The following is a 13,141-nucleotide window of genomic DNA, read 5'->3' as shown; positions in this document are numbered from 1 at the left end:
TTCATGGGCTGTTCTTCATTTTTTCAATAAAAATAAGGACCTCTTCTGTTAAAATTAAGTTACCACACCAAACCTAACAGAAAGAAGGGTCCTTATGTTCAAATATTATAACATGAATCAATTAGTTTTGCCTCTAGATTTAGAAATAAAATTACAAGAAAATGATATTGCCTTCCACATTCACCATTTAGTTGAAAGTATCCCCGATGAAGCCTTTCAGCCGTTTCTTCGAAATACAGGTTGTCCTGCTTATCATCCACGCATGATGCTAAAAATTATTTTGTGTGCTTATTCCCAATCAGTCTTTTCAGGTCGGAAAATTGAAGCCCTTTTAAAGGACAGTATTCGGATGATGTGGTTGGCACAAGGCTATGAACCAAGTTATCGGACAATCAATCGTTTTCGTGTACATCCGGAAGTAAAAGAATTAATTCGTCAATGTTTTGTCCAATTCCGTTGCCAACTGGTGGAAGAAAAATTAATTGATCAAGAAGCAATTTTCATTGACGGTACAAAGATTGAAGCGAATGCCAACCGATTTACTTTTGTGTGGAAAAAATCCATTGAAAAATACAACAAAAGCTTAATTGAAAAATCCAATCAGCTCTACAACGAACTGTTAGAGAAGGAAATCATCCCTGAAATGGAGCGGGAAAATGAGGGAGAACTGTCCGTTGAAGAACTCGCTCAAATGGTGCAACAAGTCGATGAAGTGATTACGGAATATGACCAAAAGATAGAAGCATCGCCCGATGCCACAGAACGAAAAGCATTAATGTAAATTAGCACATTATTTCAGAATCCCTTTTTCAAATTATTTCGGACGGATTCTGAAATAATGTGCAAAATCTTTGCGAATTATTCCAGGTTTTGCAGATTATTTCCGAACATTTGCACATTATTTCGGATGATTAACTAGAATGAGGATGGATCGGGATGAAACATAACAGGGGCCGATCAGCCCCTGCTGTGTCAGTACCCCATTTCTTCGGCTGCCATACGCACAATGTCTTCGTCAATCATATGTTTTTTTAATTGAGCGCCGTATAACAGGCAAGTGGTGGCGAGGTTGTTGATGATCCGCGGCCACCCCTGCGACTGCAGGGCGATCGCTTCTAAGGCAGCTGGGGTAAAAATCGGGTGTTTCGCCCCCGCCTGTTTCAGGCGGTGTTCGATATATCCTACCACTTCTTCCTTATCAAGAGGCCCCATCTGGTATCGCATGATGATTCGTTGGTGAAGCGGACGGTGTTGATTCAACCGTAGTTTTGCCTGTAAATGGGGCAGCCCCGCCAAAATCAAGACAAACGGATTTGTTGAGTCCATGTGAAAGTTGAACAGGATCGCGATATCCTGCAGAAAGGCATCCTTCGCTAAATGCATTTCATCGAGGATGAACACTGACGTTACCCGTTGTTCATGATACAAGCGCTCGATCCCTTGTTGGATTTGATAAAACAAGTCGACCTTGCGGTATTTCGGCTCTTCCCCGAGCCCGAAGGCAAGGCCGCGATAAAAGTCCATCACGCTTCCCGTTGACAATGGAAAATAAACGACGTGATACAGTGACGGATTCAGGGATTCCTTAAACGCCCGAAGGGCGAATGTCTTGCCGGCCCCTGGTTCACCGATCAATAGCCCGATCCCTCTTGTTCGTTTCACGTAGTCCAAAGCGGCGAGGGCCTCTTGATACGAGGCCCCTTGATAAGCCTCTGGTGGATTCGTCTCCTTCGAAAACGGCTCTCGGGAAAGGGAATAAAACGTTTTATACATCGTTTTCGCCTCCCTCTACCGGAACCGCCGCAAACGGTGACCGATGGCGTTTCACATAGGCATTGTCCTCGAAGCGAACAAGGACCGCTTCGGCGACCCGTTGACCGTCTTCGTACACATACACGCCTTGTTCATCATAACGGAGTTCGATCGATTGTCCGATGAACCGGGGCGGAACTTCATACAGCTGCTTGTTCAACGTGACCGTACCATCGGCCTTCACTTTACGGTATTCGCGTTTCAAAAAGATCGAGTCGAGCCAATCCGAATCCTCGACGAACGACACCAAATGGACTTGCGATTGAAACACTTCATGTGGCGTCTTCCCGTTCAACGAGGCATGCGGTTTTCGATGGTAATCTTCCTCCAACCACTTCCAAAATCGCTCGTTTAGCTCTTCGAGCGACTTCGGTGAATTCATTTCGAGCAACGGGTAAAACCGCGTCTGTACGGTGCGGAAAAATCGTTCGATTTTCCCTTTGCTTTGCGGATCGTACGGCTGGGTATGGATCAAGGTGATCCCTAACTCCGCGCAGGCGTACTGCAAGGGTTCCGCCCGATAAATCTTGCCGTTATCCGAGTAAATTCGCTTCGGCTTTCCGTATCGAAGCAGCGCTTCCTTGGTTACGATCCGCAACCCGTCAAATTTCTCGGAAGAGAAAAACTGAGCGTACGGCACGACCCGCGAGCAGTCATCGATATAGGCAATCAAAAACGTTTTTTGCGTTTTGCCATTCACGCGAATCAACGGGCCATGGGACAAATCACCTTGCCAGAGCTCATTGACCTGATCGTACGCGAATCGTTTTCGTTCAGGAATCGGTAAAATTTCTTTCCCCACGAGGTTGTATTTTTTTAAAAGTCGGTATATAGTGAAATAAGAGATGGATTGGATTTCCCCCTGCTCGATAAGGTGTTCGTAGAACACCGTCACGGGCATGTGGGGGTGTTTTTTTCTCAGGGCTAAAATGTGATCCTCTTCTTCAGGTGACAGCCTCCGGGAATGGCCACGGTCCGACCGTCGTTTCGGCTTCAGCGCCTCAAAGCCCCCTTTTTTGTACTGCGTGCACCAGTCGAGGATCGTTTTGGCGGCGATGCGTTTCTCTCCATGGTGGGGAACTTGATGGATCCGTTCCGCTACTTCCTTCAAGTACGTTTTTGGATCGACTTGTCCATTCACCAATGGAGCGATCAATCCATACCGAAATAAAGCGATCTCCTGTCTCATCGACTCATTCATTTCGATCTCCTCCTTCGTTCATCCCATTCTAGGACCTTATCGGTCCATCCTGTCTCTATCCTATCGGATCATTCCCCCGACCGTCGAGAGGAAAGGTTTGTGGAATCTATAAATGATTCCATATAAGGGGATATAAGTAAAATCAGGAACTGAATGTACGTGCAAAAAGATGCGTCGATCGGTGCTCCCATATCTCTTGGATGACGAAAAAGAGGCCGATCTCCTCCATCGTCTGGATCCACCATAGGGCTCGTTCTCTCGCTTGGGCGATGGCAGGACCAATTTTTCTCCAGCGCTCCGCAAAAAACCAATGAAGGTGGTTCAAATTTCGGAATAAACGTCGGACATAAAATAAAACCCCTTCATCCGTAGGAAGGAGTGGAGCCTCCTCCATCCCCCGTTTCGGAGTCAGGCCCAACCGTTCTTTCACCACTCTCCATATGGTGGGCAACGTATACTGAAAATAAGGGAGAAGAAATGAAGGCAACACGGCCACCGTCCTCCTGCACTCCGGGCAGCGATACCGAGCGATCCAAATGCGATAAGACTGATGCGACGTCACGGCATTTCGTTCGTAGTACCCATGGCGATAAAGAGGGCGTTTTGCCTGGCAATGAGGGCACCGCTTAAGAAGGGGAAAGTCGTTTTGTTTTCCCCGCTGGGCATATGTCTGGACATCGACCTGAAAGTCATGAAACCGAATCACGTCCTCGTCCCCCCTCTGGAAATCACCCATGTCCCATTCCGAAATAATTCACAAAAAATTTAGCACATTCTTTCGGAAAGGGGGAGAGGGATATTCCGAAGGAATGTGCAAAAAAGAGTCTTTTTTGTGCGGAAATAAAGTGATAATTTACAATTAAGAAGCGAACGGAAATATCCGAAGCGAGTGTACAAACAGTTGATTGACTTGATTTTACGTAAACAAAAGTATCAAAAAGACTTCGAAATCTTGGGTGAACGGAATAGTTATTCCAAAACAGACTTAGATGCGACGTTCATGCGAATGAAAGACGACTATATGAAAAACGGTCAATTGAAGGCTGGATACAACGTATAAATCGCAACAGAAGGTCAATACGCACTGGCTTATGGCATTTTTCCAAATCCTACCGATACACGTACATTGATTCCGTTCTTGAATGAGATTGAGAAGCATTATTTTCCATTGCCAAAAATATTGTCGCAGATGCTGGTTATGGTAGTGAACAGAACTATGAGGACATCCTTTCGAATCGAAAATGTGAGGCACTTATTCCATATACCATGTATGAGAAAGAACAAAAGAAGAAATATAAACAAAACCCATTTCATCCAGACAATTGGACGTACGACGAAGAAAGTGATACCTACACGTGTCCGAATCAGCAGCGGGTAACCTTCCGATATCGTTCTGTACGTACCGATAAGACCGGTTTCAAACGAGAATTGAAAATCTATGAATGTGAAAACTGTTCGGGATGTCCATTCCGTTCTTCATGTACAAAAGCAAAGGAAGGCAACCACCGAAAAGTCATGGTGAATGAAAAATGGGAACGACAAAAAGAATATGTAAGAGCGAAGCTTTCAGAAGAAAAAGCAGGTTCTATTTTCCGTCAACGTAAAATGGACGTAGAACCAGTTTTTGGATTCTTGAAGGCTAATTTGCGTTTCACTCGATTTTCCGTCCGAGGCAAATCGAAGGTGGAAAATGAAATGGGGATTGCCTTAATGGCCGTGAATTTACGGAAATACACGGCCAACAAAGATCTACTGACCAAAAATAATGGAGAGAAATGGAAAAAGGAGAATTTGAGTTGGCTCAAATTCTCCTTTTTCCTATTTTGAAGCTAGTTTTTTTTTGTTGAAAAATTTAATTGTGTAAACTATGAAATACAAAATAATGTATGGAACAATAATGTACAAAGTAATTACCAACATATCATCTTTATATTCAGCAATTTCTTCTAATAGAGTTAAAGGTCTACCATCGTATACAATATCTTTAAAAGAAAATATGAAATGATCAACTGTCAAATCAGCGAGCATGATTATAATCAAATATGCAATGTAGATGAGTGTATTGATAACGAATTTGAATCTTCTTTTTGAATTTATAGATTCTATCAAAATAACAAAAAATACAAAGGAAATAGCCAGCATTATGATTTCATTAAATTCAACATACCCTGAATTATCATTCAATAATGCAAAGACTATAATAAAATTTATAACTGCCAGTATAATCAAATTTTTCTTTTTCATCCTTTTTTCCCCTCTCCCAATATAGTAGTTTCAATTTTAACAAAAAAAATAATTTTTAAAAAATAAAATTAGATTTTTTCAAACAATTTAAATGTTTTTTTACAAAATTAAGAATTTTTGGATATTATTCTTTGCATATAACCTAATCATTGGTATATATCGATATATATGGAATTATTTCAAAGGAATAGGGGATATTTTGGTGAAGAAAAAAACATTTTTTACTGTAGCAGTGACTGTCATCATGTTATTTAACAAAAAGTCTAAAAGCAGTAGCTAGTACAACTGTGCCGGTATCTAATACAACAAGTACTACAAATTCTCAATCTGACTCTCAAGTCATTACTGAATATAAAGCTATTGAACCAACAGAAGATGGGATTACAAAATATAAATCAAAACAAAAAGAGATAACTAAGAAATTAAAATCTAATAAAAAAATTAATGACATTGCAGTCACAGTTACTTTTGCTGAACCATTAAGTTTTGATGAAGTTAAAACAATTACTGAAAAATACAATGTTAATATTGAAGAATTGGAAGCAAGATCAATAGACAGTAATGGCGACAGAATCACTCATGCTATTAAAGGATTGAACAAGTCATTATCTCAAGATGGAAGTAATTTCATAGGATATACTAGTTTACAGGGATATGTTTCATCAGAAAATATTTTTGGTTTAGAATCAGAGGAAAAAATTTTCTTAGTTGATGCCAGTGGAGACAATAATGTAACAGAATTAGAGAAAGACAATTTCGCAGTTCCTCTTACATGGTATTTAGAAGATTTGAATCCTGAAAAACATTTAAAGAAATAAAACCTTTAATTTAAAATAAGATTGGTTTCGACAGTTTCATTCTGTTATTTTATTTATTAAATGTGCAAAAGGACCGGATTCTTGAAGGCTAATTTGGGTCAAGTCCAAATTATTGTGTAAATTCCCCTTTGATAGACAACATGGACCTGATGACTTGACGTATGGTAGGTAAGACCGGAAAGTCTCCCTGCCGGTCGCCTTCCCGGACAAATGATCATGTTGTCAAGGAACAGGCGTGTCAAGGAGCTTTCGCGGCATATCCTCGCTTCCGAGGTATTCCACGTTCTCCTTGACACGGCGTAGAGGTTATCCCATTCTCTTGATCGCCGGAGCCTCCTGATTCACCGATCGGACTCCTTGCTCTTTCGTTTTCCGCCACTGCCAATATTCAGCCAATCCCTTGTATTTGCGCCCTGACATCCATTTTTCATCGATTTCGATCAACACGGCACCAACGAGGCGATACACCGATTCCCGGTTCGGAAAGATGCGAATGACCCGTTCTCTGCGGCGAATTTCTTCGTTCAGCCGTTCCACTCCGTTGGTCGTGCGCAGGCGCCGCCGGTAACGGTCCGGATAGTCCAATACGGCGGTGGCGTCTTCGAATCCCTCTTCGAGGATTTGCATGGCTTTTGGGGCTTTTTCTTCCCATTTGGCCAGCACTTGTTCCAATAACAGCCGGGCCGTTTGCTTATTTGGAGCATGAAGAATCCCACGAATCTCCTCGAGCAAGGCATGCTGCATATACTTTGGTGCGGCATCGAGGATATTACGAATAAAATGTGTCTGGCATCGTTGCCATGTAGCGCCTTGGAAATGCTTTTCAATGGCTTGCACCAGCCCACCGTGCTGATCCGAGATGATCAAGTCCACTCCCCGGAGTCCCCGGTCTTTCAGCCATCCGAAGAACTCGCTCCAGCTGGACTCCGATTCACTGTTTCCGATTTGCAGGCCAAGAATTTCTCGATATCCTTCCTCATTCACTCCTGTAGCGATCAACACGGCTCTGGAGCGTACTCGTCCATCCTCCCGGACTTTCGTATAAATAGCATCTACTAGCACAAACGGATACACGTGTTCATGAAGGGAACGATAATTCCAGTCTTGGATAATCGGATCCAGTCCCTTGCACAGTGAGGAGACCGTGGATTTGGAAAACGAAGTGCCGCATAATTCCTCCGTGATTTGAGTGATTTTTCGGGTAGACACCCCGTTTACCACCATTTCCATTAGTGCCAGTACCAGTGCTTGTTCGCTCCGTTGATACCGTTGGAACAGTTCCGTAGAGAACTCCCCATCTCTTGTCCGTGGAACGCGCAAGGTCAACCGTCCTACCCGGGTCGTCAGCTGGCGTGGATACGAACCGTTTCGATAGCCTTTTCGTTCTTCCGTTCGTTCATAACGGCGAGCTCCCAGCTGTTCTTCTACTTGTGCCTCGAGGATTTGATTGAGGACTTGTTCCAATAGCTTAGCTAATCCCTCATCTCTGGTGAATAACCCGTGCAAAAGTTCATCATTTAGGGTAATATGATATTGAGCCATGGTTGCATTCCTCCTTATGTTTGGTGTTTTTGGTCCACTGTTTATTCTACCAAAGGGGAAGCAACATGGCTCTTTTTCTATTTCCCTTTTTACACAATTATATGGACTTAACTCTAATTTGCGTTTCACTCGATTTTCCGTCCGAGGAAAATCGAAGGTGGAAAATGAAATGGGGATTGCCTTAATGGCCGTGAATTTACGGAAATACACGGCCAACAAAGATCAACTGACCAAAAATAATGGAGAGAAATGGAAAAAGGAGAATTTGAGTTGGCTCAAATTCTCCTTTTTCCTATTTTGAAGCTAGTTTTGTCCCAGCCTCTTTTTATTACGATTTCAATAAGATAAATCTTTTATGGATAACCCCAATTTTTTCAACAATTCAATGGCGGTTTCCTTTTCTTCCGGAGTCAAAGCGCTCATCAATTCATGCAAGTTCTTTTCATGTTCGGGGAAAATCTTCTCCATAAACGCCGCGCCCTCTTCCGTAATTTCGGCATAAGTCACACGGCGGTCCGTCGGGCAAGAAACCCGCTTAATCAATCCCCTTTTTTCCAGTTTATCGACCACATAGGTAATGGAACCGCTCGCCAACAAAATTTTGCTTCCTATTTTTTGCAACGGCTGCCTTCCCTTATGATATAACAATTCCAGAACCGCAAATTCCGTAGGATTTAAGCCGTTTTGTTGAAAAAACTGGTTTGTCACTTCATTGATTGCTTTATTTGCCCGTGACAGCACTATATACAATTTTAGCGATTGTTTAATATCGTTATTTGGCGACAAGACAAATCATCCTCTTTATACTATATCTATAAAGCATTATAGCGATTTGGGAAAAGATTTGTCAAAGTCGCTCTATAACGGGCCGCGCCAAATCCCCTTTAGGCTGTTTATTTTCCTCAGTCGATTCAGCAATTCTCAATTTACTTGAATAGAATTATATTTTTGGGCATTCAGCCATTTTTTCAATTGATTGTCATCGTAATAAAACCTAGTATAATTCTCAGTATAACTATAAAATTCTAAAATAAAGGTAGAACCAACATCGACCTTGCTTTCTACTGCAATTTTTCCATGATGTTCGTCTACCACTTTTTTTACAAGCGAGAGTCCCAATCCTGTTCCGTCGTCTTTTGTCGTAAAAAATGGCGTAAATAATTTGTTTAAATATTCTTTTGGAATTCCGCTTCCTTCATCTTGTACGGAAACCTGGATCTTGTTATGGCGATGTTTGAGCTCTATTGTAATTGTTCCACCATTTGGCATGACTTCAATCGCATTTTTTACTAAATTGATGAACATCTGTTTTAAATGATTGACGCTGCCGATCATCGCATAATCGCAGTTTTCATCTGCAATCAACCGAATGGCAATATCATTTGAATCGGCTTGTGGCCGCATGATTTGAATGACTTCCTTTACCACATGGAGCAGCGAAATTTTTTCGTGGTACGTTTTTGACGGTTTCGCCAAATACAAGATTTCTGAAAGGGTGGATTCCATTCTTTCCATCTCATTTTCGATAATTTGGATATATCTTTTTCCGTCATCCGTTGTATTTCCTTTCAATAGTTCCATAAAACCCTTCAATGAAGTCACGACATTCCGGATTTCATGGGTAATGGTTGCCGACAATTTTCCGATTTCGCTAAGATGCTCCATTTCTTTCACTTTTTGCCGCAGCTTGACCGTTTCAGTTTTGTCGATGATGGATACGACTGTCAAATCCATATAATAAAAATACTTGCAATCCAATGATAAAAACTTGTCTTTATTTTCACGGTTCATTCGAGCAATTTCAAAAGATGCATGTCCGAATGTTTTTAATTCCGATATGAATTGCAACTTTTTAAAGCTATTATCAAAATATTGGGAAAGAAAAGCATCAAAGGATAGATGGAAAATGTTTTCCAAATCAAGGTTTAATAATTCAATCGCTTGCGAATTGATTTCAATGATTGAATTTCCTTTGAAAAATATGATGCCGCATGGCAAATCGTTCAGAAAACTTCTCCCATCCAATTGAAGCTTGCAATCAAAAGCTTCGTTCAATATTTTCAGGAAAATCAAATTCTTCTTTTTTATCAACATTCCGAATACTTTGATTTCTTTGTACCGTGAATCTTTTCCTTTGATGTTCAGTGAAGTAAAGGAATATTTTTCTTGCTGCACCCTTTTCAAAAATGAATGCCAACGGGACCGGGACAACTCGTCCATAGGAAGCGGCTTCCCGATTTCTTCATCCAAGTTGAGGATATTGGCGGCTTTATGATTGATGGACTCAATAATACCCGAAGAATTCAGTATTAAAAAAGGTTCTTCATATTGGAACAGTTCTTCCAACAGAGGTATGATTGTAGCGTTGCTCATCTTGAAACACCCATCCTTCCCCACTCACTCATCTCATTCTCATTTTCTCTCTATCTACAATCTATTCATTCAATTCCAACTTTACGAAATTTTCTTAATTTAGGTTTTGTACAAAAATTATTTCATAAAATAATTAAGAATAAAATAAGTATAATATACTGATTTTCAAATTTTGGACATTTTTTAATATCATTTATTTTATTTTCTATATATTTTTTTGATAATTATAGAACCAATGGTCTATGTAAAAATTACCTTTTATTAATTAATTGCAGAAACAGCTATAATACCTTTGAATCATTTTCATTTCAATCCATCTTCAAATCTTCACCTTATTAATTTACTTAAATTATTTTATTATAAAAAATTTTTCCTGCACAACATTATGACATAAGGCACAAAAGTATTCATATTCGCAGGAAAACTTTCAGATTATTCTAATAATGCGGTATCAGAATACAGGAAATACTGGCATGCTTGTATTTTATGTAAGTAATCATTGCGATTATAACTTTGGCCATTTATTATGGAAAAATTTTTTCTTGCGAGTATGCCATAAAAAAATCATCCAACCCATGATTGGATGATCGTTTTTGAATTTGCTCCATTTCCATTGCAATCTATTATCCCTTTATTTATGGATATTTTTTGCATGCACCATTAAGGTCTTAAGACTCAGATAGTTCATCCCAACTTATCCACTGACTTATCCACAAAAAATCCACAATCGGGCATTCTTTTTTCTTTCTACAGAAATATCAAATTTTTACAATCCTACAAAAAGAAACCCTACCTTCATCATCCCCTCGGATAAGCCGATGTTCCTTCTTCTAGCCAATAATGATACGTTCTCTCGGATATCGATACTTCGGTTTTTGAGCTTTCCCTCCCAAAGTGTATAGGAATGAAATCAAACCGACCCTTCCAATAAACATTAGCGCCATGATGATCAACTTTCCGGCGCCCGATAAATTTTCCGTAATTCCAAGGCTCATCCCGCAAGTACCGAAGGCGGATGTGATTTCAAAAATGATTTCCGTTGTTGTCGCATATGGCTCCGTCATTACCAATACCATAGTGGCCATCAACACCATGAAGGCGGCCAAAATGATCACCACAAACGACCGCAATATGTCATCCAGGCAGATTTCCCTGCCAAAAACCTGGATTTCTTTTCTTCCTTTGGCAAAATTGATCAAAAACAACATGGCAATCGCAAAAGTGGTTGTCCGAATCCCGCCGCCTACAGAACTGGGAGATGAACCGATAAACATTAGAAAGCTCAAAAAAATGTCCGTCGCTTCATTGAACAATTCCACGTCTATCGTCGTCAAACCCGCAGATCTTGTAGAAACCGATTGGAACATCGCAGCAAAGAGTCTTTCATGCCACGGCAGGCCTCTCATTGAATAAAACGATTCGCTGATGAGAATCACAACGGCCCCTACCACAAACAATACGCCATATGTCGCCGTCGTAATTTTCGTGAATAAACTGAAGCGGAAGGCCGGATCTTTCTTCGTCAAATAATGCTTCACTTCGACAAGCACCGGAAACCCGATTGCCCCAAGCACAATTAAAATCATTGATATAAATTGGACAAAATAGTCATAGTAGAAAGGCTTATAACTTTCACCGGTAATGTCAAATCCGCTGTTTGTCGTTGCGGAAATCGCGGCAAACAAACCATGTTTAAAGGCTTCCGGCCAAGTATCGAAGTATCTCAAAAAATGGATGCTTAAAATCAGCGTGCCGACGGTTTCGATCAAAAACAAAATTTTGATGATTTCTTTCAAGAGCCGGACGACACCGGCAAGCTGAGGCTGATTAAAATCGATCATGATCAATTGTCTTTCCCTCAAACCGATCCGTTTGCCGATGAGCAGCCAGATAAAGGTGCCAAAAGACATTACACCGATCGCACCCAATTGCACGATGATCAATAATACAAGCACCCCAAAATTTGTAAACGTATCCGCTACATTAAAAACGGTCAGTCCCGTTACACTGATGGCGCTCACCGCCGTAAAAAGCGAATCAAGGGCCGATACTTCCTTTCCCTCCTGATAGACTGCCGGAATGCGCAATAACAAGAAGGAGAACAGTATGGCAAGAAAATAAAATGCCACCAGCAGCTGAAAAGGCGTTATTTGCTTAGTTTTTATGGACTTGGTTGCCATTGGTTTCGCCCTCTTTATCCTCAAAGATACATTTTAGTAGTATAAGTAGTATAAGAAAAAAATTACAGAAAATAAAGAGGGACAGCTGCTACAGCTGTCCCTCTCCTGATTCCGCCCCTTCTTTTTTATGCTTTTTTTTCTTGGCAACGCTCGTAATCCATCCCCCAAGAGCGATGGAAACCAAAACGACCCAGAATGTAATTTCCCAAGGAGCTGAATGTGGAAAATCATGGGGCAATACGCCGACTTTTTGATGGGATAATGTCAAAACAACCAGTTTAATGCCGACCCATCCCACAATCAAGAAAGCCGCCGTTTCCAACTCCGGATAGTTGTTCAACAATTTGACAAACCATTGCGCTGCAAAACGCATTAAAACCATCCCGATGATGCCGCCAAGAAACATCACTGTAAATTGCCCCGCATTGATTCCACCGATATGGAAATCCCCCACTTTCGGCAATGTAACTGCGATGGCTACGGCAGCAAGCATGGAATCCACCGCAAATGCGATGTCCGCAAACTCCACTTTTAAAACGGTCGCCCATAAGCCTTTCCCTTTTTGCAGATGTTGGTCAATCGCCTTTTCTTGTTCTTCTTTCTTGAATTTCTTTTCGTAAATATTTTTAACGGCAATAAACAACAAATAAGCGGCACCAATTGCCTGAATTTCCCAATAATTTACCAATACTGTAATTAAGAATAGCGCCACAAAGCGGAAAATAAATGCCCCAAACAGTCCATAAAACAGCGCTTTTCTTTGCTGGTCCTGCGGCAAATGTTTCACCATGACAGCCATGACCACTGCGTTATCCGCTGCCAATAACCCTTCCAGCATCACAAGAACAACCAAGACCCACAAATATTCCAAAATGATTGCTTCCACAGAATACTCCTCCTTAATGTTTGTATGCCCAACCGAATTCACTTCTACTTATTTTAGGAAGAAAGCATTTTTAGGCAAAAGAAAA

The 13,141-nt window shown here is 41.0% G+C and carries 10 protein-coding genes and 3 pseudogenes; 4 read left to right on the top strand and 9 right to left on the bottom strand.

Annotated elements, in window-relative coordinates; all coding sequences use genetic code 11:
* Nucleotides 1-94: 94 nt before the first annotated feature.
* A pseudogene (locus NST62_RS02975) lies at nucleotides 95-775 on the top strand (transposase); the annotation flags it as partial.
* 197 nt (nucleotides 776-972) lie between these two features.
* Here the strand turns inward: NST62_RS02975 and NST62_RS02970 are convergent.
* The 3 genes from NST62_RS02970 to NST62_RS02960 all read right to left on the bottom strand — a co-directional run bounded on the left by NST62_RS02970 (nucleotide 973) and on the right by NST62_RS02960 (nucleotide 3,719).
* Nucleotides 973-1,773, bottom strand: coding sequence for an AAA family ATPase (locus tag NST62_RS02970; protein ID WP_011229854.1), 801 nt, complete (start codon nucleotides 1,771-1,773; stop codon nucleotides 973-975).
* Nucleotides 1,766-3,013, bottom strand: a complete 1,248-nt coding sequence (locus NST62_RS02965; protein WP_141603373.1) for an IS481 family transposase — start codon at nucleotides 3,011-3,013, stop codon at nucleotides 1,766-1,768. The genes NST62_RS02970 and NST62_RS02965 overlap by 8 nt, the downstream gene beginning before the upstream one ends.
* 142 nt (nucleotides 3,014-3,155) lie before the next feature.
* Nucleotides 3,156-3,719 (bottom strand): DUF6431 domain-containing protein, encoded by a 564-nt coding sequence (locus tag NST62_RS02960; protein WP_011229674.1) that lies wholly within the window; start codon nucleotides 3,717-3,719, stop codon nucleotides 3,156-3,158.
* Between the two features lie 150 nt (nucleotides 3,720-3,869).
* Here NST62_RS02960 and NST62_RS02955 point away from each other — a divergent pair.
* Nucleotides 3,870-4,840 (top strand): annotated as a pseudogene (locus NST62_RS02955) (IS1182 family transposase); the annotation flags it as partial.
* Here NST62_RS02955 and NST62_RS02950 read toward each other — a convergent pair.
* Entirely contained in the window at nucleotides 4,832-5,257 is a 426-nt protein-coding gene (locus tag NST62_RS02950) for a hypothetical protein (protein WP_342463127.1), read from the bottom strand. The pseudogene NST62_RS02955 and the gene NST62_RS02950 overlap by 9 nt on opposite strands.
* A gap of 287 nt (nucleotides 5,258-5,544) precedes the next feature.
* Here NST62_RS02950 and NST62_RS02945 point away from each other — a divergent pair, with 287 nt between their 5' ends.
* Nucleotides 5,545-6,075 (top strand): hypothetical protein, encoded by a 531-nt coding sequence (locus tag NST62_RS02945; RefSeq protein ID WP_342463126.1) that lies wholly within the window; start codon nucleotides 5,545-5,547, stop codon nucleotides 6,073-6,075.
* Between the two features lie 306 nt (nucleotides 6,076-6,381).
* Here the strand turns inward: NST62_RS02945 and NST62_RS02940 are convergent, their stop codons facing one another.
* A complete protein-coding gene (locus NST62_RS02940) occupies nucleotides 6,382-7,617 on the bottom strand; it encodes an IS256 family transposase (protein ID WP_342463125.1) in 1,236 nt (411 codons plus the stop codon).
* Between the two features lie 106 nt (nucleotides 7,618-7,723).
* Here NST62_RS02940 and NST62_RS02935 point away from each other — a divergent pair.
* A pseudogene (locus tag NST62_RS02935) lies at nucleotides 7,724-7,965 on the top strand (IS5/IS1182 family transposase); the annotation flags it as partial.
* On the opposite strand, the gene NST62_RS02930 reads toward NST62_RS02935, so the two are convergent.
* The 4 genes from NST62_RS02930 to NST62_RS02915 all read right to left on the bottom strand — a co-directional run bounded on the left by NST62_RS02930 (nucleotide 7,954) and on the right by NST62_RS02915 (nucleotide 13,056).
* Nucleotides 7,954-8,403: a MarR family transcriptional regulator gene (locus tag NST62_RS02930; protein WP_141601632.1), complete on the bottom strand. Its 450-nt coding sequence runs from the start codon at nucleotides 8,401-8,403 to the stop codon at nucleotides 7,954-7,956. The pseudogene NST62_RS02935 and the gene NST62_RS02930 sit on opposite strands and share 12 nt — an antisense overlap.
* Nucleotides 8,404-8,538: 135 nt before the next feature.
* Nucleotides 8,539-9,990, bottom strand: a complete 1,452-nt coding sequence (locus NST62_RS02925) for an ATP-binding protein (RefSeq protein ID WP_328215580.1) — start codon at nucleotides 9,988-9,990, stop codon at nucleotides 8,539-8,541.
* Nucleotides 9,991-10,820: 830 nt separating this feature from the next.
* Nucleotides 10,821-12,170 carry a potassium transporter TrkG gene (locus NST62_RS02920; RefSeq protein WP_342463124.1) on the bottom strand — a complete coding sequence of 450 codons (1,350 nt, stop codon included), beginning with the start codon at nucleotides 12,168-12,170 and terminating at the stop codon, nucleotides 10,821-10,823.
* 88 nt (nucleotides 12,171-12,258) lie between these two features.
* Nucleotides 12,259-13,056: a TerC family protein gene (locus NST62_RS02915; protein WP_342463123.1), complete on the bottom strand. Its 798-nt coding sequence runs from the start codon at nucleotides 13,054-13,056 to the stop codon at nucleotides 12,259-12,261.
* Between the last annotated feature and the right edge of the window lie 85 nt (nucleotides 13,057-13,141).

This window comes from Ureibacillus sp. FSL K6-8385, from assembly GCF_038593155.1.
In the GTDB taxonomy this organism is placed as follows: Bacteria; Bacillota; Bacilli; order Bacillales_A; family Planococcaceae; genus Ureibacillus; species Ureibacillus terrenus.
Note: the sequence above shows the minus strand (reverse complement) of the source record. Positions and strands in the feature narration are given on the sequence as shown.